This window comes from Bifidobacterium samirii (genome assembly GCF_003952945.1).
GTDB classification, from domain to species: domain Bacteria; phylum Actinomycetota; class Actinomycetes; order Actinomycetales; family Bifidobacteriaceae; genus Bifidobacterium; species Bifidobacterium samirii.
Genome location: NZ_QXGK01000014.1, coordinates 26,451 through 52,529 on the forward strand (window position 1 = coordinate 26,451; position 26,079 = coordinate 52,529).

Annotated in this window: 20 protein-coding genes and 1 tRNA gene; 4 read left to right on the plus strand and 17 right to left on the minus strand. The window is 67.7% G+C overall.

Going from position 1 to position 26,079, the window contains the following annotated elements:
• Window positions 1–13 precede the first annotated feature (13 nt).
• Window positions 14–1,012: a homoserine kinase gene (gene thrB / locus D2E24_RS07195; RefSeq protein ID WP_125968665.1), complete on the minus strand. Its 999-nt coding sequence runs from the start codon at window positions 1,010–1,012 to the stop codon at window positions 14–16.
• A 112-nt stretch (window positions 1,013–1,124) separates the two neighbouring features.
• Window positions 1,125–2,441, minus strand: a complete 1,317-nt coding sequence (locus D2E24_RS07200; protein WP_125968666.1) for a homoserine dehydrogenase — start codon at window positions 2,439–2,441, stop codon at window positions 1,125–1,127.
• 400 nt (window positions 2,442–2,841) lie between these two features.
• Between D2E24_RS07200 and nagE the strand changes: the two genes are divergently transcribed.
• Window positions 2,842–4,386: an N-acetylglucosamine-specific PTS transporter subunit IIBC gene (nagE, locus tag D2E24_RS07205; protein WP_125968667.1), complete on the plus strand. Its 1,545-nt coding sequence runs from the start codon at window positions 2,842–2,844 to the stop codon at window positions 4,384–4,386.
• On the opposite strand, the gene D2E24_RS10625 is transcribed toward nagE, so the two are convergent.
• Window positions 4,355–4,627, minus strand: coding sequence for a hypothetical protein (locus D2E24_RS10625; RefSeq protein ID WP_241222909.1), 273 nt, complete (start codon window positions 4,625–4,627; stop codon window positions 4,355–4,357). The genes nagE and D2E24_RS10625 overlap by 32 nt on opposite strands.
• Here D2E24_RS10625 and D2E24_RS07210 point away from each other — a divergent pair.
• The gene (locus D2E24_RS07210; protein WP_241222912.1) at window positions 4,509–4,925 is read left to right on the plus strand and encodes a PTS sugar transporter subunit IIA; all 417 of its coding nucleotides are present in this window, start codon (window positions 4,509–4,511) and stop codon (window positions 4,923–4,925) included. The genes D2E24_RS10625 and D2E24_RS07210 overlap by 119 nt on opposite strands.
• A 215-nt stretch (window positions 4,926–5,140) precedes the next feature.
• Here D2E24_RS07210 and D2E24_RS07215 read toward each other — a convergent pair whose 3' ends face one another.
• The 6 genes from D2E24_RS07215 to D2E24_RS07240 all read right to left on the minus strand — a co-directional run bounded on the left by D2E24_RS07215 (window position 5,141) and on the right by D2E24_RS07240 (window position 13,598).
• On the minus strand, window positions 5,141–6,772 hold the full coding sequence (locus tag D2E24_RS07215; protein WP_125968669.1) for a diaminopimelate decarboxylase family protein: 1,632 nt from the start codon (window positions 6,770–6,772) through the stop codon (window positions 5,141–5,143).
• A gap of 158 nt (window positions 6,773–6,930) precedes the next feature.
• Complete coding sequence (gene argS / locus D2E24_RS07220) at window positions 6,931–8,775, minus strand: arginine--tRNA ligase (RefSeq protein WP_125968670.1); 1,845 nt, start codon at window positions 8,773–8,775, stop codon at window positions 6,931–6,933.
• 188 nt (window positions 8,776–8,963) lie between these two features.
• Complete coding sequence (locus D2E24_RS07225) at window positions 8,964–10,304, minus strand: amino acid permease (RefSeq protein ID WP_241222913.1); 1,341 nt, start codon at window positions 10,302–10,304, stop codon at window positions 8,964–8,966.
• A 752-nt stretch (window positions 10,305–11,056) separates the two neighbouring features.
• Window positions 11,057–12,259, minus strand: a complete 1,203-nt coding sequence (locus D2E24_RS07230) for a glycerophosphodiester phosphodiesterase (RefSeq protein ID WP_125968672.1) — start codon at window positions 12,257–12,259, stop codon at window positions 11,057–11,059.
• Between the two features lie 672 nt (window positions 12,260–12,931).
• Window positions 12,932–13,321 carry a Rid family detoxifying hydrolase gene (locus tag D2E24_RS07235; protein ID WP_125968673.1) on the minus strand — a complete coding sequence of 130 codons (390 nt, stop codon included), beginning with the start codon at window positions 13,319–13,321 and terminating at the stop codon, window positions 12,932–12,934.
• Between the two features lie 204 nt (window positions 13,322–13,525).
• Window positions 13,526–13,598 (minus strand) — tRNA-Arg (locus tag D2E24_RS07240).
• A 569-nt stretch (window positions 13,599–14,167) separates the two neighbouring features.
• On the opposite strand from D2E24_RS07240, the gene D2E24_RS07245 reads away from it, so the two are divergent.
• On the plus strand, window positions 14,168–14,794 hold the full coding sequence (locus D2E24_RS07245) for a CYTH domain-containing protein (RefSeq protein ID WP_125968674.1): 627 nt from the start codon (window positions 14,168–14,170) through the stop codon (window positions 14,792–14,794).
• A 315-nt stretch (window positions 14,795–15,109) separates the two neighbouring features.
• Here the strand turns inward: D2E24_RS07245 and D2E24_RS07250 are convergent, their stop codons facing one another.
• From D2E24_RS07250 to D2E24_RS10320, 3 genes are all read right to left on the minus strand, one after another.
• Window positions 15,110–16,057, minus strand: coding sequence for a tetratricopeptide repeat protein (locus tag D2E24_RS07250; protein ID WP_125968675.1), 948 nt, complete (start codon window positions 16,055–16,057; stop codon window positions 15,110–15,112).
• A gap of 159 nt (window positions 16,058–16,216) precedes the next feature.
• Entirely contained in the window at window positions 16,217–17,248 is a 1,032-nt protein-coding gene (locus D2E24_RS07255; protein WP_125968676.1) for a DUF8094 domain-containing protein, read from the minus strand.
• On the minus strand, window positions 17,245–19,125 hold the full coding sequence (locus tag D2E24_RS10320) for an ICP22 family protein (protein ID WP_164521053.1): 1,881 nt from the start codon (window positions 19,123–19,125) through the stop codon (window positions 17,245–17,247). Before D2E24_RS10320 ends, D2E24_RS07255 begins: the two co-directional genes overlap by 4 nt.
• A 144-nt stretch (window positions 19,126–19,269) precedes the next feature.
• On the opposite strand from D2E24_RS10320, the gene D2E24_RS07265 reads away from it, so the two are divergent.
• Complete coding sequence (locus tag D2E24_RS07265) at window positions 19,270–20,217, plus strand: FKBP-type peptidyl-prolyl cis-trans isomerase (protein ID WP_241222910.1); 948 nt, start codon at window positions 19,270–19,272, stop codon at window positions 20,215–20,217.
• A 158-nt stretch (window positions 20,218–20,375) separates the two neighbouring features.
• Here the strand turns inward: D2E24_RS07265 and nucS are convergent, their stop codons facing one another.
• The 5 genes from nucS to atpA all read right to left on the minus strand — a co-directional run bounded on the left by nucS (window position 20,376) and on the right by atpA (window position 26,071).
• Window positions 20,376–21,185, minus strand: a complete 810-nt coding sequence (nucS, locus tag D2E24_RS07270; protein ID WP_125968677.1) for an endonuclease NucS — start codon at window positions 21,183–21,185, stop codon at window positions 20,376–20,378.
• Window positions 21,186–21,657: 472 nt separating this feature from the next.
• Window positions 21,658–21,969, minus strand: coding sequence for a F0F1 ATP synthase subunit epsilon (locus D2E24_RS07275; protein ID WP_125968678.1), 312 nt, complete (start codon window positions 21,967–21,969; stop codon window positions 21,658–21,660).
• Entirely contained in the window at window positions 21,969–23,453 is a 1,485-nt protein-coding gene (gene atpD / locus D2E24_RS07280; RefSeq protein ID WP_125968679.1) for a F0F1 ATP synthase subunit beta, read from the minus strand. Before atpD ends, D2E24_RS07275 begins: the two co-directional genes overlap by 1 nt.
• 8 nt (window positions 23,454–23,461) lie before the next feature.
• Window positions 23,462–24,388: a F0F1 ATP synthase subunit gamma gene (locus tag D2E24_RS07285; RefSeq protein ID WP_125968680.1), complete on the minus strand. Its 927-nt coding sequence runs from the start codon at window positions 24,386–24,388 to the stop codon at window positions 23,462–23,464.
• A gap of 3 nt (window positions 24,389–24,391) precedes the next feature.
• Entirely contained in the window at window positions 24,392–26,071 is a 1,680-nt protein-coding gene (gene atpA, locus D2E24_RS07290; protein ID WP_125968681.1) for a F0F1 ATP synthase subunit alpha, read from the minus strand.
• Between the last annotated feature and the right edge of the window lie 8 nt (window positions 26,072–26,079).

The window sequence follows — 26,079 nt, forward strand, 5'->3', positions numbered from 1 at the left end:
ACCGGCGGCAGGTCTACCGGCGTTCGATTTCGACGCCGCGCGTGTTGATCGGCAGGTGGAGCACCTTCCACGAGCCGAGCGCGAGCCGCTCTCCCACGACCTGTTCGATCGCGTCGGACGCGTCGCCGTAGTGCAGCACGAGCACGCATGGGCCGGCGCCGGACACCATCGCCGCGTAGCCCTTGGAGCGCAGCAGGCTGATGAGGTCCCACGAGGGGGCCATGAGGTTCTTGCGGTACGGCTGGTGGAGTCGGTCCTGGGTGGCGGCGTACAGCAGCGCGTTGGGGTCGGATGCGCCGGCGAGCGCGCCGGGGTTCATCGCGGCGGCGAGCAGCGTGGCGCGCGACACGTTGAAGATCGCGTCGCGGTGGGCGATGGTTTCGGGCAGGGCCTGGCGCGCCTTTTCGGTGGACAGCTCGTAGTCGGGCACGAACACGGACGCGTGGATCTGCGGGTCGACCTTGTAGCGCACGGTGTGGAAGCCGCCGTGGAGCGGTTCGCCGCCGGGGATCGGGATGGAGCCAACGCCTTCGGCGGTGTCGAGGTTCCACGAGACGGTCATGCCGCCGTAGACGGCCGGGGCGACGTTGTCGGGGTGGCCTTCGATGGCGGCGGCCATTTCGAAGACGGCGTCGCGGTTGAGGTCGTCGTCGTGGGCGAATGCGGCCGCGGCGGCGATGCCGGCGACGATCGCCTCGGCGGACGAGCCCATGCCGCGCGCCTGCGGGATGTTGTTGTGCGCTTCGAGGATGAATCCGACGCGGCCGAGTCCGAGCGTCTGGCAGGCGCGTCGGAACGTGGAGACGACGAGGTGGGTCTCGTCGCGTGGCAGCGTGTTCTCGCCTTCGCCGTAGATGAGCACCTGGGCGGCGCGGTTGGACGGGTCGGCGCACATGGTGAACGTGAGTTCGTCGTGGTAGTCGAGGGCGAGGCCGACGGTGTCGAAGCCGGAGCCCAGGTTGGCGCTCGTGGCGGGGACGCGGACCTTGACCTGCCTGCAGATCGCTTCCATTTCTTCTTTCCTCCGAAAACTAAGAAACCCCCTCGCACCCGGCGGTTGCCGGGGATTCCCGCGGGAATCGGAGGGGATGTCGCTATGGCGTGCCGGTGGCCGGCGGTGCGGCTCAGTCGAGCACGCGCAGGATGGACGGTTCGCCGGTCACGCAGTCGAGTCGGCACACGGCGTCGACGGTGCGGCGCAGCGTGACCTCGTCGGTCAGGTGGGTGACGATGCGCAGCTGCTGGAGTTCGCCGTCGTAGCCGGGTTCGTGCATCGTGGGCTTGAGGTCCTGGTTGACGCCGTTGATGGAGACGCCGTTGTCGGCGAATTCGCGGGCGATCGCGGCGAGCACGCCGGGCTTGTCGTGGATGAGGAAGCGCACGGCGAACGCGGCGCGGCTGGCTTCGATCGGCGCCTTGGGCAGCTTGTTGTACATCGGGATCGACGGTCCGGTGCAGCCGGCGGCGATGTGGCGGGCTTCGGTGACGATGTCGCCGACGACGGCGGACGCGGTGGGCGCGCCGCCTGCGCCGCGGCCGTAGAACATGAGGTCGTCGGCGGCTTCGGCCTTGACGAACACGGCGTTGAAGGAGCCGTGCACGGAGGCGAGCGGGTGGGTGTCGGGGATGAGCGCCGGGTAGACGCGCGCGGAGACGCCGGCCTCGCCGTTCTCGACGACGGCGAGCAGCTTGATGACCTTGTGTTCGGCGGCGGCCGCGGCGATGTCGTCGGCGGTGATCTTCGTGATGCCTTCGACGGACACGTCGTCGATGGTGATGTTGGTGTGGAAGCCGAGCGTGGCCATGATGGCGGCCTTGTTGGCCGCGTCGTGGCCTTCGATGTCGCCGGTCGGGTCGGCCTCGGCGTAGCCCTTGGCCTGGGCGTCGCGCAGCACGTCGTCGAACTGCAGGCTCTTCGTGGTCATCTCGTCGAGGATGTAGTTGGTGGTGCCGTTGACGATGCCGAGCATGCTGGTCACCTTGTCGCCGGCGAGGGATTCGCGCAGCGGCAGCAGGAACGGGATCGCGCCGCCGACGGCGGCTTCGAAGTACACGTCGACGCCCTTGGCTTCGGCGGCGGCGTAGATCTCGGGGCCGTACTTGGCCAGCAGCGCCTTGTTGGCGGTGACGACGGACGCGCCGGATTCGATGGCGGCCATCACGAACGTGCGCGCCGCGCCGGTGCCGCCGATGAGTTCGACGACGATGTCGGCGTTCGTCGCGACCGACATGGTGTCGGTGGTCACGATCGCCGGGTCGATCCATGCGTACGGTTCGGTCTCCTTCGGGTCGAGGCAGGCCACGCCGGTCAGTTCGATCGGGCGGCCGATGCGGGCGGCGAGCTCGTCCTTCTGTTCGACGAGCAGGCGCGCGGTCTGCGATCCGACGGTTCCCGCACCCAGCAGGCCCACGCGGATGGGGGTTTCGTTCGGTTGCGTCACGAGGCTTCCTTTCGTTGCGGCCGATCGCCGGCCGGCGATGTTTACCGTTCCTTCACCATCCTACGGACCGAATCCGACACGCCAATAGGAAACTATCTTTACATAAATAGTTTTCCGACATCTTGTCAACCGGTTTTGAGGCGGCAGTAATGCTTTGGGACTATTTATCTTCCAGCAGACATCGATTTTAAGAAAACTTTCTTAATTAATGGCATATCGGAGCGGTGGACATGCCCTACCATGGACGATAGAGCGATGAGGAGAGCCCCCTGCACCGTGCAAGGCGCCCAAGGATGGGCGCAGCGTTCCGTTCGACGGCGAACGGCATGCCGGGCCGCACACACATCAAGAAAGAGACACTCATCGCCGGACACCACATTCTGGTTTGAAAGGGTTGGAAATGAAAGCGTACATCCAGAGGCTCGGCAAGGCGCTCATGCTGCCGGTCGCCTGCCTGCCCGCTGCGGCGATCTTCCTCGGTCTGGGCTATTGGATCGATCCGAGCGGCTGGGGCGGCAACAACGTCGTCTCCGCATACCTGTGCAAGACCGGTTCGGCGATCCTCGACAATCTCGGCCTGCTGTTCGCCGTCGGCGTCGCCATCGGCATGGCCCGCGACAAGGACGGCGCCTCGGCACTGTCCGCGCTCGTCGGCTTCCTGACCGTCACGACGATCATGGGCTCCGCCTCGATGTTCCTGGGCTTCGATGCCGAGACCGTCGCCACCGAGCACCCGGCCTTCGCGCCCGGCGCCATCGGCAACAAGAACGTGTTCTTCGGCATCATGGTCGGCTGTATCGCCGGCGCATTGTACAACCGGTTCTCCAAGACGAAGCTGCCCGACTTTCTGGCGTTCTTCTCCGGCCGCCGCTGCGTGCCGATCCTGACCGCCGTCACCATGTCGGTCATCTCGCTGCTTCTGCTGTTCGTCTGGCCGGTCGTCTACGGCGCGCTCGTCGCGTTCGGCGAGTCCATCATGGGCCTGGGCGCGGTCGGCGCAGGCATCTACGCGTTCTTCAACCGCCTCCTCATCCCGACCGGCCTGCACCACGCGCTCAACAACGTGTTCTGGTTCAACCTCGCCGGCATCGACGACATCACCAAGTTCTGGAACAGCGCCGACCCGGCGTCCGGTGCCGTCATCGCCCAGGGCTGGGGCTTCCACCCGTTCGGTGAGTATGTGACCGGCATCTACCAGGCCGGCTTCTTCCCGATCATGATGTTCGGCCTGCCCGCGGGCGCGCTGGCCATCTGGAAGAACGCCAAGCCGCAGAACAAGAAGGCCGTCGGCTCCCTGATGCTCGCCGGCGCGGCCGCCGCGTTCCTGACCGGCGTGACCGAACCGCTCGAGTTCTCCTTCATGTTCGCCGCCTTCCCGCTGTACGTCGTGCACGCCGTGCTCACCGCCATCTCGGTGTTCCTGGCCGCCTCGTTCCAGTGGATCGCCGGCTTCAACTTCTCCGCCGGCTTCATCGACTGGTTCCTGTCGCTCAAGGTGCCGGCCGCCAATCTGCCGTTCATGCTGATCGTGCAAGGCCTCGTGTTCGCCGTCATCTACTACTTCGTGTTCGACTTCGTGATCCGCAAGTTCGACATGAAGACCCCGGGCCGCGGTGACGACGAGGAGACCGTCGAATCCCCGACCGCGACCGCCGCGGGCGACGACAAGTACGCCGCGCTGGCCGCCACCCTGTACGCCGCGCTCGGCGGCCACGCCAATGTCACCGAGATCGAGAACTGCGTGACCCGTCTGCGCATGGGCGTCGTCGACTCCTCCAAGGTCGACGTCGAGGCGATCCGCAAGTCCGGCGTGCCGGGCGTCAAGGTCCTCGACAAGAAGAACGTGCAGATCATCGTCGGTACGCAGGTGCAGGCGGTCGCCGACGCGATGGAGGCCATCCACGGCAAGCCGGTCATCGGAGGTGGTGCGGCCCCAAAAGCGTAGCGGCGGCCCCGACCGCCAAGCCCGCCACGCCGGTCAGGCCGGCGGCATCGCCGAAGCCGGCCGCGACGCCGACCCCGGCAGGTGAGACGGTCGTCGCCCCCGTCGACGGCGCGATCAAGCCGATCACCGAAGTCGCGGACGAGACGTTCGCGTCGAAGATCCTCGGCGACGGATTCGCGGTCACACCCTCGTCGTCGATGGTCGTCGCGCCGGTCGCCGGCACGGTGACGCTCGTGGCCAACACGTCCCACGCGGTCGGCATCACCACCGACAGCGGCATGGAGGTGCTCGTCCACATCGGCATCGACACGGTCCAGCTGGAAGGCAAGCCGTTCTCCGTGCTCGTCTCCAAGGGACAGAAGGTGACCGCCGGCGAACCGGTCGTCACGGTCGACTGGCCGGCGATCCGCCAGGCCGGCAAGGGCACCGACGTCATCGTCGCGTTCACCAAGCCGAAGAAGGTCGCACGGCTCACCGTCCTGAGCGACGGCGCCGTCGTCGCCGGCGCGAAGGTCGGCACCGCGACCCCCAAGGCGTAACCGCACGCCATGCACGGCCCGCGTGAGGCCGGCCCCGAACCGTCCCGGGACCGGTCTCACGGGGCCTTCGCACTTCGCCGCGCGGCGGGTATCCCCGGGGCCCCTCCACTCCTCAACCCCCAGCGGCCCCGCATCCGGCGATTCCAGGAAACGATGGGCCCCCTCGCTTACACGAGGGGGCCCATCGTCTTGTCCGGCATGATGATCGGCGCGGATCAGCCCATGTCGAGCGCCAGCAGGTCGTCGACGGTCTGCCGGCGGATCATCACATGCGCGCCCGCCTCGCCCACGGCCACGACCGCCGGGATGAGCGCCTGATTGTAGTTGCTCGCCATCGTACGGCCGTACGCGCCGGTCACCGGCACCGCGAGGATGTCGCCGCGGCGCAGGTCGGCCGGCAGACGGTCCTCGTGGATCACGATGTCGCCCGACTCGCAGTGCATGCCGACCACGCGCACCAGCATCGACTCGTCGCCGCCGCGGCGGTTCGCCAGCCGCACCGTGTAGTCGGCGCCGTACAGCGCCGGACGGATGTTGTCGCTCATGCCGCCGTCGACCGACACGTACGTGCGCACGTCGATCGGCTCGCCGTCGCGGTCGACCGCGCGATGCGCGTTGTCGCCGCTCAGATGCACCGGCTTGATCGTGCCGACCCGGTACAGGGTCACGCCGGCCGGCGCCACGATCCAACGGCCCGGCTCGAACGAGATCGTCGGCGCGGGCATGCCCAGCGCGTGGTTGACGCCGCTCACGGCCTCGGCCAGACGGCCCAGCTCGGCCTCGACGTCCATCGAATCCTCGCCGTCCGTGTACGCGACGGAGTAGCCGCCGCCCAGATCGACCTCGGGCAGCGTGTACGCGTCGGTCGCGTAGAACGTCTTGCGCAGGAGCATCATGCGCTTGGCGGCCTGGATGAACGCGTCCGCGTCGTGGATGTTCGAGCCGATGTGCGAATGCACGCCCACCAGCTCCAGCACGTCCTGGTTCGCCCAGATCGACTTGAGGACCGCGATCGCCGGGCCGTCGGCGACGGTCTCCATCGCGGCCGCGAGCGCGCGGTCCGCGTCGGACACCTCCTCGCCGCTCAGGTCGTACGGATACTTGACGTCGTAGCGCAGCGTGCGGCCCGACGGCGACGCGGCGGTCGCGTCGGCGTCGGCGGCAGCGTCACCGGCGGTCGCCTCGACGCGACGCTCGGCGACGCGCGCGTTCGACCCGGCCGGCGTCACGCCGTCCAGTGCGTCGAGCACGTCGAGGACCGAGGCGTCCGCGCCCGCCGGCAGCAGCGGCACGCCGAACTTCTGATCCTCGTGCGCGGTCGAGATGTACTCGTGGCCGCCGGCGTGGATGCCCGACGTGACGCGCAGCATCACGCGCGCACGGCGGCCCATCCGGCGCGCGATCGCGGCGATGCGTTCCGGCTCGTCCGCCGAATCGACGACGATCTTCGCGAACCCCTGCTCGATCGCCAGCGCGATCTCCTCATCCGACTTGTTGTTGCCGTGCAGCACCAGACGACGGCCCGGCGCGCCCGCGGCGAGCGCGATGCGCATCTCGCCCATCGTGCACGTGTCGACCAGCAGGCCCGCATCCAGCACGATGCGCACGATCTCCTTCGACAGGAACGCCTTGCCGGCGAAGCTCACATGCGTCGTGGAGTTGCGGAACGCGTCGGCCGCGGCCTTCGCGAAGCGGCGGGCGCGCGCGGCGACCTCGTCGGTGTCGATCAGGTACAGCGGCGAGCCGAACTCCTCCAGCAGCGAAGACGCGCTGCGGCCGTGGAACGTCAGTTCGCCGGTCGTCTCGTCGACCGCCGACGCGGCCGGCCAGATCGGGGTGATGGCCATAAGCCCTTCCTTCTTCCTTGTCTCTCGTGTCTCTCGGTTCACGTTCGATTCATGTCGCGGACGGCCGGCGGACGGCCATCCGATACGACGGAGGGTGGCCGGCGACGTGCGTCGGCCACCCTCCGTCGGCTACGCCGATACGGTCGGATCCAATCGGATCACATGCGCTCGGGCGCTTCGACGCCCAGCAGGTCGAGGCCGGCGGCGATGACCGCGCGCACGGCGTCGTTGAGCTTCAAACGGGCCGCGGCACGCGCCGGCTCCGGGTTCTTGGCGATGCGCAGCGCCTCGCGGGCCGCCTCGTCGCCGCGTTCCTCGGGCTCGGTCAGGGCCATCGGCACGACGCGCTCCACGTTATACCACTTGTGGTAGGTGGCCGCGAGGTCCTCCAGATAGTGGGCCACGCGGTGCGGGGCGCGCAGGTCGCCCGCCTGGGTCAGCTGGGCCGGCCACTGGGCGAGCGCGGCCAGCACCTCGCCGTCCGCCTCGGTGTCGAGCAGCGCCAGGTCCGCGCCCTCGTGCGAGATGCCGGCGGCGGCCGCGTTGCGGTCCACGTTGCAGGAGCGGGCGTGCGCGTACTGCACGTAGTACACCGGGTTCTCGTTGGAATGCGACGCCAGCAGGTTCAGGTCGATGTCGACCGGCGAGTTGTAGTCGGTGCGGGCCAGCGAATAGCGGGCCGCATCCGTGCCGATCGCCTCGACCAGATCGTCGATCGTGACGACGTTGCCGGCGCGCTTCGACATGCGCACGGACTTGCCGTCCTTGAGCACGTTGACGAGCTGGCCGATCAGGATCTGCATGTTCTCGCCCGGCTTGTCGCCGAACGCGGCGCACATCGCCATCATGCGGCCGATGTAGCCGTGATGGTCGGCGCCCAGCATGTAGATCGCCACGTCCGCCGGGTCGGCGTCGCGGTGGCGCTTGTTCCAGTAGTAGGCGATGTCGGCGGCGAAGTACGCGTAGTTGCCGTCCGACTTGATGATGACGCGGTCCTTGTCGTCGCCGTGCTTGGTCGACTCGAACCAGATCGCGCCGTCCTTCTCGTAGATGTCGCCGCGTTCGCGCAGCTCGGCGATCGCGCGGTCGACGGCGCCGTCCTCATACAGGCTGTTCTCGTGGAACCACACGTCGAAGTCGACGCGGAAGTCCTTCATCGACTTGCGGATCTCGGCGAACATCATCGGCACGGCGCGCTTGCGGAACTCCTCGCGCAGCTCGGAATCGGCCTCGCCGATCGCCTCGCCGTCGTCGGTGAGGCCCTGGTCGGCGTGCTGCAGGGCCAGCAGGTCGACGCCGTCGGCCGCGGCCTCGTCCTGCACGCGCTGCGCGATCTCGTCGATGTACGCGCCCTTGTAGCCGTCGAACGGGGTGTCGGTCTGATAGCCGCGCTCGCCCAGCCCGTTGATGCGCGCCCACGCGGCGACCAGCGACTTGGCGAAGCGGTTGATCTGCTCGCCGTGGTCGTTGAAGTAGTATTCGCGCACGACCTTGGCGCCGTTGGCCTCCAGCACGCGGGCCATCGCGTCGCCGACCGCGGCCCAGCGGGTGCCGCCGATGTGGATCGGGCCGGTCGGGTTGGCGGACACGAACTCGAGGTTCAGGGTCTCGCCGCCCAGATGCGCGTTCTTGCCGAACGTGGAGATGCCGCGCTCGTCCGTCTCGGCGGCGAGCACCTGGTCGACGACGGCCGCGGCGGACGCGGAGTCGAGCGTGATGTTGATGAAGCCGGGGCCGGCGACCTCGACGGACCTGACGCCTTCGGCGGCGGTCAGGCCGGCGGCGAACAGCTCGGCCAGGTCGTGCGGCTTCATGCCGGCCTTCTTGGCCAGCTGCATCGCGGCGTTGGACGCCCAGTCGCCGTGCGCGCGATCCTTCGGGCGCATCACGGTCAGCTTCTCGACGGGCGGGATCAGATCGGCGGTCAGATTGCCGGCCTTGCCGGACTCGACCAGTTCATGGGCAATACGCGAAATCAGTTCGCTCAGGGCTTCAGGACTCATTCTGCCTAGTCTACCGGCGTGCCTGACAGGTGGCCGGCCGTTCGGGACGCGGGTGGGCGGCATCGTACGCGGACGATCCGTTCGGGACGCGGGTGGGCGGGGATTCGCGTTCCCGACACACTCAAGGCCGTTCGGCCAAGCCTACGGTCGGGAACGTGAATTCCCGCCCACCCGCTTGCTGCGCAGCGTCATCGGCGGCGACGGCGCTCCAGCAGATGATAGGCGAGGTAGCACAGCGCGACGAACGGAATCATGCAGTACAGCGTCGAACGCTGCGTCTCGTCGAGCACGACCAGCACCAGCGCCCCCACGCACATCGCCATCGCCAGCCACGGCAGCACCGGATATCCGGGCGCACGGTAGCCCAGCTCGTCCACGCCGTGCCCCGACGCGGCCCACTCGCGGCGGAACCGCACATGGCACACGCACACCGAGAACCACACCACCAGCGTCGCCAGACCGGACACGGCCACCAGCACCAGGTACACGGTCGAAGCCGCCACCACGGAGCTGAGCAGCGCCAGCAGCGAGCCGGCCATCGAGAACAGCACCGCCCACACCGGCACGCCGCGGAAGTTGGTGCGCGCGAACCGGGCCGGGATCAGCCCCTCCTTCGCCAGCGACCACACCATGCGCGAGCACACGTACAGGCCCGAGTTCGCCGCCGACAGCACGGCCGTCAGCACCACGAAGTTCATCACGTCGCCGGCGAACGGCATGCCGATCGACTGGAACACCAGCACGAACGGGCTCGTGTCCACGCCCGACTCGTGCCACGGGATCAGCGCCGCCATCACCGCGATCGAACCGATGAAGAAGATCGCCAGACGCAGCACCGTCGTATGCACCGCCTTCGGGATCGCCTTGTCCGGATCCTTCGTCTCGCCGGCCGCGACGCCCACGACCTCCGTGCCGGAGAACGCGAACACGACCGTCAGCAGCGTCGAGAACACCGGTGCGATGCCGTTGGGGAACCAGCCGTCGGCGGTGAAGTTGCGCAGCAGCGGCGCCTCGTCATAGCCGGCGATCGGCATCGCGCCGCAGATCGCCAGCAGGCCGATCACGATGAACGCGACGATCGCCACGACCTTGATCGACGCGAACCAGAACTCCGCCTCGCCATACAGCCGCACCGACAGGATGTTCAACGCGAACACGACCGCGATGAACACCGCCGACCACGCCCAGCTCGGCGACCCGGGGAACCAGCGCTGCATCAGCATCCCCGCCGCCGTGAACTCGGACGCGAGCGCCACCGCCCAGTTGAGCCAGTACAGGATCGCGATCGTGAACGCGGTACCGGGGCCGATGAAGCGCTTCGCGTACAGGTGGAAGCTGCCCGCGTACGGCATCGCGACGGACAGTTCGCCCAGGCACACCATGACGCAGTAGACGAGCAGCGAGCCGACCGCGTACGCGATGATCGCGCCGATCGGGCCGGCCTGCGCGATCGTGTAGCCGGAGCTGACGAACAGGCCCGTGCCGATGACGCCGCCCAGCGAGATCATCGTCAGGTGGCGTGATTCCATCCGCCGTTCCAGGCCGCCTTCGGTGGTTGCCGCATCCTGCTTGGCCGTGTCGCCTTGCTTGGGGGCTGCGCTCTGCGGGGCGTCGCCGCGCGTGGTGCCGTGGGTCATGGGAGTCCCTTTCGTGCGTCGAATGCTGCGTCGGGTGCGCCGCGCACGCGATGGCGTGCGCCGGTTTGCGTCGGCCGCAGGTCGATGATTGCCGTCCTTTGCCGCGGGACCGCCGGTACCGCGTTCTTCTCCGAGGCACGATGATAGGCCGGCCGAGGCGCATACGGCCGTTCCGTCTCACCACGGTGCCGATTCGGCGCGGCGACGTCGCGCCTCGGCAGGATGCGCGATTGCGGGTTCTTCGTAGTGTAGGTGCGTGCATCCCGTACGGCTTCATACTCCGACCGGATCAGAATGAATTCCCGATCTGAGGGGATAAATCGGGACCTTGCATGCTTCTTTCGGCTAACTGAGGGGAAAACTTCCCGCGATTCGAAGGCTGGATTCCAAGGATTTCCAGCCGGAACGGCACTATGGTGCCGAAGGTCACCGGCCGATCCGTCCCCTCAGATCGCCAAAAGAAGCATGCAAGGCACCGATTCTTCCCCTCACATGGCCAATTGCCTCGCTACTTTGCACCGAGAGGTCCTGTATCGCCGCACGATACCCGCTGTGGATGCGTCCCCCCACTGTTCGTTTCTCTCACACGCCAGAATCGGATAGGCCGGTTTACGTCAGCTCAACACCATGGCAGGATGGCATCGTTACGCAATGACCCGGCTGAGGTAGTCGGAGACGGCGGCGCTCAGCGGCGTCGTCTCCTCGCCGAGCAGTCCGCTGACGCCGCGGCGCAGCAGGGCGGCCGCATCGGCTTGCCGGCTCACCGCCCCCGCGTAGACGGGGATGCCGCGCTCGCGGGCGGCGTCGAGGAATCCGCGGTCGAGTTCGCGGCCGCGGGCGACGATGAAGTCGAGTCTCAGGGTCGGCAGCGTCAATGCGCGCATCCGCGGCGACGATGTTCCGTCCGACCGGATGGTTCCCGGCAGCCGGTTCCAGTTCCCGTTTCCGTCCGCGCCGGATGCCGCCGCAGCCCGTTCCCGGCCGCGGCCGTCCATATGCACCGCCTGTGCGGCCCGATCCCGGTCGATGATGCTGCCGTGTCCGGCCGCCCCGCCGGCGCCGCCGACGATCGTCGGCCAGACGACCGTGTCGGCGATGCCGCTGGCGCACAGGCCGACCGGCCATTGCGGGTTGCGCCGGGCGAACAGGCGGATCGCCTTGCGGCTGGTCGCCATCGCCATCAGACCGCCGTCGTAGTCGGCGCGGTCCAGTTCGTCGGACACGGCGGCGACGAGCTTCGCCGCGTGACGGTCGTCGGTCTTCAAATCGAGCAGCAGGCCGGGCCGTCCGCCGGCGAGACGGACCGCGGCGAGCACCTGCCTCAGCGTCGGCACATGATAGTCGCGGTCGTTGTGACGCATCGTCATACGCCGCAATCGGCGCAGCGGGGTCTTCGAGACAAGCAGGTCGAGTCCGGCGCGCGACAGCCGACCGGTGCGACGGTCATGGAAGACGACCGGCACACCGTCCTTGGTGAGCCGCACGTCGATCTCGGCGTAGTCGGCGCCCTGCACGCCCGCGTCGACGATCGCGCGCAGCGAGTTCTCCGGATCGCCGGCGGCGCCGCGGTGCGCGATGACGATCGGATCGTGCAACGGCGCGACCGCGGTCGTGCGGAACGCGAGCGCCGCAACCGCGTGGATCATCGTGCATGCGACGATGACACACACGAGCAGCGCCGCGACGGCCACCATCGGCCCGCGGTGGACGCGCGCGGCTGCGGACGGACGGGATGATGCGGTTCCGGCGACGCTGTCGTCCCTGATGACGCCGTACGCACCGGTGGGCTGCGATACGGCCGGTTCCGGCAATGACGGGGGCGGCGTGTGGGTTCGGTTCGCGTGCATCGTGCGCCTCCTTCGGCCGGTCGTTGGTTCCAGTATGACCGTCGCCGCGCGGGCGCACGCACCGACCCGCCGACGTTCAGGGCCGGTTTCAGGGAAGGTTCAGGGTCGGGCGTGGAGCAATTGGCCGAGCGAGGGGAAGAATCGGGACCTTGCATGCTTCTTTCTCCGATCTGAGGGGACGGTCCGATCGGAAATCTTCGGCGTTATTGGACCCTTTCGGCCGAAAACCCTTGGGTTCCGACCTTCGGCTCGGGAGAATCCTTCCCCTCAGTTCGCCGAAAGAAGCATGCAAGGCCCTGATTCTTCCCCTCGGATCGGAAATTCGCGCGGAATCCGGCCGTCACATGACGGCGGAATCGTGGGAATCGTGGATTTGTATGCGTCTCGAAGAACCCGCGGCGCACAAATCCATGATTCGGCCGGTCATTTCGTGGATTTGCATGCGGCCGCCTCGTCGGGCCGCATACAAATCCACGAAACGGCCGGTGCAAGCGTCAGACCGTCCCGACAGGCCTCCGATACGACGAAGGCCGTCCCTCGTCGGGACGGCCTTGCGGGTTGCGGTACGTCTGTCACGTCGGCTCGGCAGTGCAGCGGCACGTCGGCGCGACCTCGCACCGATGCGCCGCCGACACGGCGTCACCGCATAGTCACCGCGGTGTCACCGCGGCGTCACTGGACGGCGATCGCGTCGATTTCGACGAGCGCGCCCTTGGGGATGTCGTTGCCGCCGAACGCGACGCGCGCCGGCTTGACGGGGCCATTGAACACGGCGGCGTAGCGGGCGTCGACCTCCTTGAAGTCGTTGACGTCCTTCATGTAGATCGTGGCGCGCACGACCTTGTCGATGCCGCTGCCGGCCTCGGCGAGGATCGCGGCGATGTTCTTCAGCGCCTGGTCGGCCTGCTCGCCGGCGGTCGCGCCCGCCAGTTCGCCGGTGGCCGGGTCGAGGCCCAGCTGGCCGGACACGAACACGAATCCGTTGGCCTTGACCGCCTGGCTGTACGCGCCCAGCGCCGCCGGCGCCTGATCGGTGGCGACCGCTTCCAGCTTCTCGCTCATGATGGTTCCTTCCGTATGATGTCACGCTGTCGCCGACCATCGTAGTCGCCGCCGACCGCTCCCCTGCCGCCGCGTCCGCACCGCGGATGACGGCGTCGGTGGCGACGATCATCGGCGACCGTCGGCGGCATCGTTCGGATAACCGCGGATAACAAAACAGCGGAACCGCAGGATGTCGATGATCCTGAGATTCCGCCGTACTCGTGGGCTCGATGGGGATCGAACCCACGACCTTCTGTTCCGGAGACAGACGCTCTATCCACTGAGCTACGAACCCGAGCAACGACTACTTTACACGTCGCCCGGACCAACGCGCGCATCGGACACGCAGCGTCGCAATCCGTATGGAATGAGCCGGTCCTGTACGAATCCCGACACAAACCGGGCCATCCGCGTCGCAATCCGCAAACAGCAGACCAATCATGAACGGATTGCGACGGGAACAGGGCCTCCCGCGTCGCAATCGGCAAATGGGAACCCAATCGTGAACAGATTGCGATACAAACAGGGGGGCCGGCGTCGCAATCGGTACGGGACAGCCCAGTCATATGCAAATTGCGACACAAACCGAGCGTCCCGCGTCGCAATCCGCAAACAGAAGGCCAATCGTGAACAGATTGCGACGGAAACGGGACCTCCCGCGTCGCAATCGGTAAACGAGGAGCCGATTCCATACGAGTCCCGACGCAAACGAACCGGCCGGCGTCGCAATCCGTAAGAGGGAACCCGGTCATGGACGGATTGCGACGCGGCGGGTGGGCGGCGGATACGGGGAAAGACGCGGCAAGCGGCCGAATCATGCCGCGGCAGACTGCGTAACACGGCGTGAAACATTAGACTGGGGGCATGGCCGATCCGATGAACGATTTCGAATACGAACGCCGCTTCTTCTGCCGCGACATGCCGGCCGCGTTCGACGACGGGGACGAACCGTCGCTCATCGTGCAAAGCTACTACGTCCACGACGGCGGGTACGCGCTGCGTGTGCGCGCCGTATCGCGCACGGCCCGCGTCGCGATGACCCCCGACCTGGACCCGATCGACGTGCTCGACGCCAACCGCGATTCGTTCCGCGACGCGTTCGTCACCGTCAAGGGGCCGTCGGTGGGCGGCACGCGGTACGAGGCGGAGCGTCCGATCGACGCGCGCATCGCCACGGAGCTGATCCGCCGCGGCGGGTCGACGATCATCAAGACCCGTCATGCGGCGTGGATCGGCGAGGACGGCTGGTGCGTCGACGTGTTCGGCGGGGCGAATGCGCCGCTCATGGTCGCCACCGTGCGCCGGCCCGCGCCCGTCACCAACCTGCGGATTCCGAAATTCTGCGTGACCGAGATCACCGATCAGGCGCGCTTCGGCAACGACGGCCTCGCCGCGCGCCCGTTCGGCGAATGGCGCGATGATTTCGAACGCGAGCTGGCCGAGCACGGCCCGCAGTTCCAGCAGCTGTTCGGCCGCAACCGGCTCGACTGAGACCGATGGAACCGACCGTCCGGAGAGCGAAGCACGGCCGTCATCCGTTCGGATTGCGCCGCCTCCATATGGTCGGACGGCTCAGGCCTGCAGCCGGCCGACCATGAACGTCGCTCACCGGCAAAGCCAAAACCCGCCCATTCCCGAAAAGACCGTCATCCGACCGGATCGGCGGCCTTTCTACCCTCCAACGGGTAAGGCCACGGCCTGCGTACGCCGGTTGCGCGCAGGCCGTGGACCACCGGTAAGTCGCTGAATCGTCGGCACGAATCGACGTGGACGCAGCCCGGAATCAGCGCGGAATCAGCACTGCGATCAGTACATGAGGGTGGCGAGGCGGCGGCGGGCGCGCTTGAGGCGCTCGTCGTCCGGCTCGGGGATGGTGAAGTATTCGAGCAGCCGCTGGCGCACCGGCTCCACGTCGGCCTTGTGGCCGGCGAGATGGTCGAGCAGACGGTCGAACGCGTCGGCGATCTGGCCGCCGATCATGTCGATGTCGGCGACGGCGAGCTGCGCGTCGACGTCGTCGGGATGGTCCGCGGCGGCGGCGCGCACGACGCGCACGTCGGCGTCGGCGGAGCGGGCGAGCAGCAGCGCCTTGGCGCGTTCGCGCGCGGCGAGACGGTCGTTCGGGTCGGCTTCGAGCACCTGCGCGTACGCGGCGGCCGCACCCGCGTAATCGCCCGACTGGGCCAGCTGGTACGCCTCCATATGCTCCGGCGGGATGGCGGACGCCGGGTCGGCGGCGCCGTCGCCGGCCGCGTCCGGATCGCCCGAGTACGGGGCGACGCCGGTGACGCCGGCCTGCTGCGCCATGGCGATCAGCTTGGGGATGACGGTGTCGGTCAGCTGCTGGAGTTCCGCCTCGGACGGCAGGCCGGCGAGGATCGGCATCGGACGGCCGTTGATGAGCACGAACAGCGCCGGCGCGGCCTGCACCTGGAACGCCTGCGCGATGGACGGGTTGGATGCGACGTCGATGCGGGCGAGCTGGATCTGGCCGTTGAGCGCGTTGACGGCGTCGCCGAGCGCCTGCGCCATCGGGAACAGGCGGTCGTCGGTCGGCACCCACATGAGCAGGATGATCGGGAACGTGGCCGACGTGGCGACCATCGCCTGGAACGTGCTTTCGGACACGTCGATCACGTAGCCGCCGGCCGCGGGCGCGCCGCCGGCCTGACCGGGTTCGGCCTTCACCTGATGCTTGAGGGCCTCCAGATCGACCGCTCCGGCCAGCGATACCCCGGGATTGAACTGCGCCATGTCATGCCTCCGAATCCGTGCGCGAACATTCGATGTCGCCATCCACTATAGTGACCGCCCGCGCGCGGCCCGGCCGTGGTTCACGCCCCGCATACTCCCGGGAACATCCCAGCCTTCCCCTGTAGCGGCCCGCACACCGTGCGGATTCGCCGGCCCGGTCTACAACGCCTCGACCTTCACCACCTGACGGTCGGCGCCGACGGCGGTGATCTGCTTGCCGCTGTCCTTGGCGGGCACGTACAGCGCGACCACGATCGTGCGGGTCGCCTTGAGGGTGCTGGTGGCCTGCGTGTCGCCGAACAGCGCCTTCTCGTCGTCGGATGCGGGCTGCGATTCGCGGCCTTCGCCGGCCTGCCGGACCCACTCGTGGGTGAGCTGCGCGACGACCAGGTCGCCGCCGTCGGGCGAGCGCATCACGTGGATCGCGCCGTCGACGGGCGTGAACGTCTGCTGCTGCGTGCCGTGGTTGCGTTCGATGCCCTGCTGCACGTTCTGCGTCTCCTGCACGAGCGCCTGCCGCAGCTGGTCGTCGGCGAAGTCGGCGGCGTACTGGCTGGCGGTGCCGTTGGCGAGCACGTCGGCGTACTGCCGCACGGCCTCCTCGGGCGTGGCGATCAGGCCTTCGTCCTTCGCGGTGCCCATCTGCGCGCCGATGCTGGGGATGTTGAAGCTGGGCAGCTGCGCGCCGGAGAACAGGCGGGCGACGCCCCACAGCTTGTAGTTGGCGTGCGCGTCGGTCTGCGTCATGACGAGGAGTCGCTTCGACTGCTGGTCCTCGGTCGTGGTGGTGATGGTGACGACGTCGCGCGGCCAGCCGGAGTCGGTGGGGATGACGGTCTGCGCGATGTCGTCGGGGATGACGGACAGCCGATCCACGTCGGTGTTGTTACGCTGCGCGATGAGGATGCGGCTGGATGCGATGTCGAGCGCGGGGCCGGTGACGCGCGCGTCGAGGCCGTCGGTGGTCTTGTTGGCGATGGCCGCGTCGTACACGTCGAGGATGCTCTTGCGGATCGCCGCCTCCTGGTCCTCGGTCAGATCGGGGGTGGCCTTCGCGGTGGCGGTCGTGCCGGTGTCGCCGCTGCTGCCGGCGGTCGCGGGCGCGGGCAGCTGGCCTTCGCAGCCGCCGAGCGTCAGGCAGGTGGCAAGGGCGAGCATGGCCGCCGCGATTCGTGTCGTTCGTGCGGTCATCGGCGGTCCTCCTCGTCGTCGTTCTGCGCGTTGTCGTCGTTCGATGCGTCGTCGCCATCCGATTCGGCGGTTTCGACGTCGGATTCGACGTCGTCCGTTTCGTCGGATTCGTCGCCGTTCGATTCATCCGGCTCGCCGTCCGATTCTGCCGATCCGGACGGCTCGTCCGATTCGGCCAGTTCGTCGCCGTCGGATTCGTCCGACGATTCGTCCATCTCATCCGCCGAGTCGCCTCGATCGTCCGTTGCGACGGATTCGACGTCGTCGGATGATTCGGTCGCCTCGTCGCCGTCACTGATGTCGCCGGATTCGTCGACGTCGGCCGTGTCGGTGACGTCATCCGCCGTTTCGACGATTCTGTCGGCGTTATCGGTCGATCCGGGTTCCTCGATGAAACCGTCATCGGTCGCAGCGCCCGTCGCGGCCGGCGCGAATGAGGACGGTTCCGAACCGCCGGCCGTATCATCCGAACCTGCAGAACCGGTCAGGCCAGTCGAATACCCGGTCGAGCCGGACACGGCCGCACCGGCGGATTCCTGCGCGAGTCGGGCGAAGTAGGCCTGGAGTTCCTCGGCGGTGATCACCGACGTCTCGGTGCCGGTGTCGCCGGTCGAACCGCCTGCGACCTCGCGGCCGGTCGTTGCGTTGCCGGAGGATGCCGCATCGGAGCCGGAGGCGGCCGCAGCGGCCGTGTCGGCGACGATGTTGCGCGCACGCGGGTCGACGATCGTCGGCTGCCCGTTGTCCTCCGCACCGGAACGGCCGGCGGCCGGCGCATGCCCGGCGGCGTGACGGCGGCGCTTGCGTCGTCCGAACGACGGTTTGAGCGACGCGAACGTGCCGGCGAGCGCCTCGCGGATCGTCACTTCCTCAGCGGCTTCGGCGGCGGTCGCACCGGATGCGGCGGCGTCGGCCGCTCCGGCGAGCGCGCCCGCGGCACCGACGGCGGTGCCGAGCGTTCCCGCGGCGGTTCCGGCGGCATCGGCGCGCGCTGACCCGTCGGCGGAACCGTCCGTCGACCCGTCGCCACGGCGCGCGGCGGCGCGGAACGCGGCTTCGTCGTCGGCGCCTCCGCCGATGCCGACGGCCGCGGCGACGGCCTTGATCTTCTTGCGGCGCTTGTGCGGCGGCATCGCGAATACGGATGCGGTGAGCACGGCCGTGACGGCGAGCAGGCCGCCGGCGAAGTAGAACGGCATCGCGAAGTCGGGCAGGGTCTGGCGCACCCAGTGGAGGGTGACGTCGGCGTCGCCTTCGGCGCCGAGGTCGATGATCGCCATCGGGGCGTCGGTCGCGTCGGCGGCGATGTCGGTGGTCATCGTGACGCTGCCGGCGTCGCAGGTGACGTCGTCCCACATGTCGGAGTCCTTGAAGGCGACGCCGGTCGCGGCCGTATCGGTCGCGGCCGTATCGCCGGTATCGCCGCCGTCCGCGCCGCCATCGGCGCTATCGGCGGCGTCTCCGCTCTTGCCCGCCTGCTTCTGCGTGGACAGCGCGGTCCACGATTCGAGTCCGGTGACGCGCGTATAGCCGTCGTCGCCGATCCATCCGTTGATGTCCTTGCCGGCGGCGAGCGCGACGCACACCTGGTCGGCGGCGTCGGACTTGACGGTCAGCGTCGCCTTGGCGTCGACCAGCGGGAGCACGCCCGGGTCGGTGACGATGTATCGGGTGCCGCCGATGTGCGCGGTCGCGTCGATGACGCTGCTGGGCTTCCAGATCGTCGCATTCAGTGCGCCGAGCACGATGCTCGCGACGGCCAGCATGCCGAGGATCGGCGTGACCAGCCCGCGCATGATCCATGCGCGGCGTGAGGGGTTCCCCTCCCCTGTCGCGTTGGCCTGGTCCTGTCGTGGTTCTTGTTCGTTCACACTCATAGCCATCCCATTCTACATTCCGTCATGCGAACGGCCCGGGGATCGCCTCGTCGCGCACATCCCCGACGCATTCGCAGCCGCCTCGCCTATGCCGTGAGGCATACCGTGAATCATTCTCAAGGTTTGACGATACTGTGGTGTCTTATGCGTATCAAGTTTTTCTCCGATCGTCTCGCCGCGCCGGCCGCGGCCCTGTGCGCCGCCGCGATGATGCTGTCGCTGGGCGCCTGCGGCGAAACCGCCGCCTCCGATGACGCGGGCGACAAGTCGTCCGACAACACCACGTCGCAGATCGCCGGCGTCGTCGCCAAGGGCGACCCCGGCTCCAAGCCGCAGATCTCGCTCAACTCCACGCCGATGACCGTCAAGGACGGCGCGTACGCGATCCTGCAGGAAGGCGACGGCGACGTCATCGAGGACGACGACCGCGTCTGCGTGCAGGCGATCTACGTGAACGTCAAGGACGGCTCCGAACTGGCCAGCACGTGGGAGGACGGCGTGCCGGACTGCTCGCTGAGCCTGGCCGACGGCAATCTGGTCGAATCGTACCGTGACGTGATCGTCGGGCAGAAGGTGAACGCGACGATCGCGTGGGGCATCAACGACGAGAACTCGTCGGGCACGTCGTACCTGTCGGTGCTCACGTTCGTGTCGAAGTCGAAGGACTACACGCGCGCCACCGGCGAGAAGGTCAAGGACATTCCGTCCGACCTGCCGAAGGTCACGCTCGACAAGGACGGCAAGCCGTCGATCGACATGAACGGCTACAAGGGCTCCGACAAGCTGGTCGTGCAGCCGCTGATCCAGGGCGACGGCGCGACCGTGGCCGAGGACGGCACCGTCAAGGCGCACTACACCGGCTGGCTGCTCGACGGCACGCAGTTCGATTCGTCGTGGGATCGCGGCGAGGCGAGCGAATTCGCGCTCGACCAGGTCATCAAGGGCTGGACGCAGGGCCTGGCCGGCCAGAAGGTCGGCTCGCAGGTGCTGCTCGTGATCCCGCCGGATCTGGGCTACGGCAGCACGTCGACCGGGTCGATTCCGGCGGATTCGACGCTCGTCTTCGTCGTCGACATCCTCGCCACGTACTGATCCGTACCGATCCGGCGGTTCGCGCCGGCTTACGATGAAGCGGCCGGAGGCATCCTCTGGGGAGTCTCCGGCCGCTTCGTATTGCGGGTGCGTCGGCGGTCGTCCGACGGACGGCGGTCCGGCGGACGACGGGCTGACGGAAACCGGCCCGTCGGCGGTCAGAACAGCCGCAGCGAGTCGTCCTCGACGCCGCGCATCTCGTCGTAGTCGAGCAGCAGGCAGGTGAAGCCGCGGTCCTCGGCGAGGACGCGCGCCTGCGGGGTGATGGTCTGGGCGGCGAAGATGCCGCGCACCGGCGCGAGCAGCGGGTCGCGGTTGAGCAGTTCGCAGTAGCGCGTCAGCTGTTCGACGCCGTCGATGCCGCCGTGGCGTTTGATCTCGATCGCCACGTGCATGCCGTCCGCGTCGATCGCCATGATGTCGACCGGGCCGATCGCGGTCGGGTATTCGCGGCGCACGAGCTTGGCGCCTTCGCCGATGCGTTCGATCTGCTGCGCGAGGTAGCGCTGGAGATGGTCCTCGACGCCGTCCTTGATCAGGCCCGGATCCTCGCCCAGATCGTACGTCTCGTCGGAGTGCACGCGGTAGATCGACACTTCGAGGATGTCGCTGCTCTTCGTCGCGGCGACGCGCAGCACCTTGACGGGCGTCGGGTCGGCGGAACCGGCGGTATCGGCGGTATCGGCGAACGGGTCCGCACCGGGCTTGCCGGAACCGGTGGCCGCATCCGCATCATCGGCCGCGTCATCCGCATCATCGGCGGAGGCATCGGCATCCGCAACCGGCGGCTCGATCTCCTTGATCGTGCACGGCGCGGCCATCCAGTTGAGCGGCTTGTACGAGCCGAGCTCGGAGAAGATCAGCAGGCTGTTGTCGGCCTTGATCAGCAGCACGCGCCGGGCCGGCGGCAGCGTGGCGTTGAGACGGCCGGAGTATTCGGCCGAACAGTCAGCAACAATGATTCGCACGGGCATTCACTCTAGCATCCCGCCTCCCGCCGCTCCGGCACACCTCCGGTACCTGCATATCAACCTGCCTATCTGGTGCCTCACCCCCGGAACGCCCCGGAACCATGCCCGCCGGCACCGGCAGCGGCCTCTAGGCAACACGAAACCTCGCAACGGACGCGCAATAACGATACGTGCGTGTCCGCTGCGAGGTTTCGGGCCGCTCGAACTTCACAACGGTCACGCAGCCCCCGAGATTGCGCGTCCGTTGCGAAGTATCAGACTGCCCGAGACTCACGTTGCTCGCGCAATCGCATGCCTTGCGCGAGCAACGTGACGTTTCGCACGCCGTAAGGCTCACGTTGCTCGCGCAGACCCTTCGATTGCGCTGGCAACGTGAGTCTTCGGGCATGCGAAAGGGGCGGGGATCATGCCCGTAAGGCATGGCCCCCGCCCCTATGCGGTTCAGCACGGTTCAGCGCGCGTGGCGCCGTCACTCGGCGTCGGCCGGCTCCTCGTCGGAGGTACGCACCACGTCGTGGCCGCGTTCGACGGCCACGGTCAGCTTGTTCGAGTCGAACGAGATGAACCCGTCCGTGACCTCGAACGTGTGGCGTCCGCCCTCCGCGTCCACGAGCGTGACCAGGCCGTTCCTGATGACCGTCAGCACCGGCTCGTGGTTCGGCAGGATGCCCATGCCGCCCGACGAGGCGGGGATCGTGACGGACTGCGCCTCGCCGTGCCACACGGGGTGGTCGGCGGCGACGATGTTCACCTGCAGCAGGGTCCTGGACGAATCAGCCATCACGCACCGAATTCCTTCTGCATGTCGTGCCACTTCTTCTCGAGGTCGTCGATGCCGCCGATGCCCGAGAACGCCTGCTCCGGCACCTCGTCATAGTAGCCGTCGCAGATGCGGGTGAAGGCCTCGATGGTCTCGTCGGCCGGCACGTAGGAGCCCGGGCGACCGGTGAACTTCTCGGCCACGTAGAAGTTCTGGCCGAGGAACTGCTCGATCTTGCGGGCGCGGTTGACGGTGGTCTTGTCCTCCTCGCCCAGCTCGTCGATGCCGATCAGGGCGATGATGTCCTGCAGCTCCTTGTTGCGCTGCAGAATCGCCTTGACGCGGTTCGCGCAGTCGTAGTGCGCCTGGCCCACGTAGCGCGGGTCGAGGATTCGCGAGGTGGAGCTCAGCGGGTCCACTGCCGGGTAGATGCCCTTCGACGCGATGTCTCGGGACAGCTCGGTGGTGGCGTCCAGGTGGGCGAACGTGGTGGCCGGGGCCGGGTCGGTGTAGTCGTCGGCGGGCACGTAGATGGCCTGCAGCGACGTGATCGAGTGGCCTCGGGTCGAGGTGATGCGCTCCTGCAGGGAGCCCATCTCGTCGGCCAGGTTCGGCTGGTAGCCCACGGCGGACGGCATGCGGCCCAGCAGGGTCGACACCTCGGAACCGGCCTGGGTGAAGCGGAAGATGTTGTCGATGAACAGCAGCACGTCCTGGTTCTGCACGTCGCGGAAGTACTCGGCCATCGTCAGCGCGGTCAGCGGCACGCGCAGACGGGTGCCCGGCTGCTCGTCCATCTGGCCGAAGACGAGGGCGGTCTTCTCGAGGACGCCGGCCTCCTCCATCTCGCCGATCAGGTCGTTGCCCTCACGGGTGCGCTCGCCGACGCCGGCGAACACGGAGACGCCGCCGTGGTTCTGGGCCACGCGCTGGATCATCTCCTGGATGAGGACGGTCTTGCCGACGCCTGCGCCGCCGAACAGACCGATCTTGCCGCCCTGCACGTACGGGGTCAGCAGGTCGATGACCTTGATGCCGGTCTCGAACATCTGGGTCTTGGACTCCAGCTGGTCGAATGCCGGGGGCTTGCGGTGGATGGGCCAGCGTTCGGTGACGGTGATCTGCTCGCCCGGCTTGGCGTTGAGCACGCGGCCGGTCACGTCGAAGACGTGGCCCTTGGTCACGTCGCCGACCGGCACGCTGATCGGGCCGTTGGTGTCGGTGACGCGCGCGCCGCGCACGAGGCCGTCGGTCGGCTTCAGGGCGACGCAGCGGACGGTGGAGTCGCCCAGGTGCTGCTCGACCTCGAGGGTGATCTCGGTCTCCTTCGCCTCGCCTTCCTCGCTGCCGGCGTTGACGATGGTCACGTTCAGGGCGTTGTAGATGTCGGGCAGGTGCCCCACCGGGAACTCGACGTCGATGACCGAGCCCTGGATGCGCGTGACGCGTCCAAAGATCGGCTCCACATCCGTCTCGGCAGGTGCCGTGGTCTGGTTCACAGCCATATGCGTTCCTACTCTTCCTTAGTGTTCAGCGCGTCGGCGCTGCCGATGATTTCGGTAAGTTCCTGGGTGATCGACGCCTGACGCGAGGCGTTGAGCTTGCGGGTCAGCTCGTCGATCAGGTTGCGGGCGTTCTCGGTGGCCGTGTGCATCGCGTTCTGGCGGCTGGCCGTCTCGGACGCGGCGGCTTCGAGCAGGCATTCGTGGATGCGCGACTGCACGTACTTCGGCAGGATCGCGTCCAGCACCTCCTCCAGGCTCGGCTCGAACGCGTACAGCGGACGCACCTTGGAGATGTCGGCGGAGGCGTTCTCGTCGCCGTCGGCGCCGGGGACCTCGTCACGGACGATCTCGACGGGCAGCATGCGCAGCACGCGCACCTTCTGCGTGACCATGTTGATGAACTCGGTGTACACGATGTACAGTTCCGAGACGCCGCCGGCGACGGCCGGCTTCATGTAGGCGTCCAGCAGGGCCTTCGAGATGGCCTCCGCGACTTCGACGCCAGGCTTGTCGGTGTCGCCCTCCCACGTATCGGCGATGTCGCGGTTGCGGTACTTGTAGTACGTCACGCCTCGGCGTCCGTACACGTACAGTTCCGGCTTCTTGCCCGCGGCGTCGAGACGGGCCAGCAGATCCTCGGTCTCACGGATGATCGAGGAGGTGTATCCGCCGGCCATGCCGCGATCCGCCGTGAGCGACAGGACGGCGACCCGGGGGTTGTCCTCCTGCTTGCTCACGATCGGATGCGCGATCTTGGAATGGGCCACGACGGCCTGCACGGCATCGAAAATCGCATCGGTGTAGGGCTTCGCATTCATGGCCACGTCGCGGGCCTTGGCGATATGCGAAGACGCGATCATCTCCTGGGCGTTGAAAATCTTCTCCAGCGATCCCGTCGAGGCGATCCTGCTCTTCAATGCGAGTTGCGATCCCATGTGCTACTTCTTTTCTCCGGCCATCGGGTGCTTGTTCGGATCGGCCTCGGCCTTGTCGGCGTTGGCGACGATGCGCTCCTGCTCGACCGGGGTCGGGTTCTTGGAGACGGGCTTGCGGGAGACCAGCGGGGTGCCGGCCTTCGTCACGTACGTCTCGCGGAACGCGTCCACGGCCTTGTCGAGGGCCGCTTCGGTCTCGGCGGTGAAGTCCTCGGTCTCGCGGATCACCTTGAGGATGTCCGTGTTGTGGTCGAGGTAGTCCAGCAGCGCATGCTCGAACGGCAGCACGTCGCCGATGGGCAGGTCGTCCATCTTGCCGTGGGTGCCGGTCCACACGGACACGACCTCCTGCTCCATCGAGTACGGCGAGAACTGCGGCTGCTTGAGCAGCTCGGTCAGGTGCGCGCCTCGGTTGAGCTGGGCCTTGGACGCCGCGTCCAGATCGGAGGCGAACATCGCGAAGGATTCGAGCGAGCGGTACTGCGCCAGCGAGATCTTCAGCGTGCCGGAGACCTTCTTGAGCGCCTTGGTCTGCGCCGCGCCGCCGACTCGGGACACGGAGATGCCCACGTCCACGGCCGGGCGCTGGTTGGCGTTGAACAGGTCGGACTGCAGGAAGATCTGGCCGTCGGTGATGGAGATCACGTTGGTCGGGATGTACGCGGAGACGTCGTTCGCCTTGGTCTCGACGATCGGCAGACCGGTCATCGAACCGCCGCCCAGGTCGTCGGAGACCTTGGCGCAGCGTTCGAGCAGTCGGGAGTGCAGGTAGAACACGTCGCCCGGGTACGCCTCACGTCCCGGCGGGCGGCGCAGCAGCAGCGAGATCGAGCGGTACGCCTCGGCCTGCTTGGACAGGTCGTCGAACACGATGAGGACGTGCTTGCCGTTGTACATCCAGTGCTGGCCGATGGCCGAGCCGGTGTACGGGGCGATGTACTTGAAGCCGGCGGAATCGGACGCCGGGGAGGCCACGATCGTCGTGTACTCCATCGCGCCGGCCTCTTCGAGGCTCTGGCGCACGGAGGCGATGGTGGAGCCCTTCTGGCCGATGGCGACGTAGATGCAGCGCACCTGCTTCTTCGGGTCGCCGGATTCCCAGTTGGCCTTCTGGTTGATGATCGTGTCGATCGCGATGGCGGTCTTGCCGGTCTGGCGGTCGCCGATGATCAGCTGGCGCTGGCCGCGGCCGACCGGGGTCATCGCGTCGATGGCCTTCAGACCGGTGGACATCGGCTCGTCGACCGGATGGCGGTGCATCACGTCCGGGGCCTGCGCCTCGAGGATGCGGCGGCCTTCGATGTCCTTGATCTCGCCCAGTCCGTCGATCGGGTTGCCCAGCGGGTCGACGGTGCGGCCCAGATAGCCGTCGCCGACGGGCACGGAGAGCACTTCGCCGGTGCGACGGACCTCCTGGCCCTCCTCGATGCCTGCGAAGTCGCCGAGGATAACCACGCCGATCTCACGGGCGTCAAGGTTGAACGCCAGGCCGAGCGTGCCGTCCTCGAAGGTCAGCAGCTCGTTGGCCATGCAACCAGGCAGTCCCGTCACGTGCGCGATGCCGTCGCCGGCCGTGGCCACGTAGCCCACCTCCTGGGTGGGGGTGTCCGACGGCTTGTACGACTCGACGAACTCATCGAGCGCCTTGCGTATCGTGGCGGGATCAATGGTAAGTTCTGCCATGATCACTC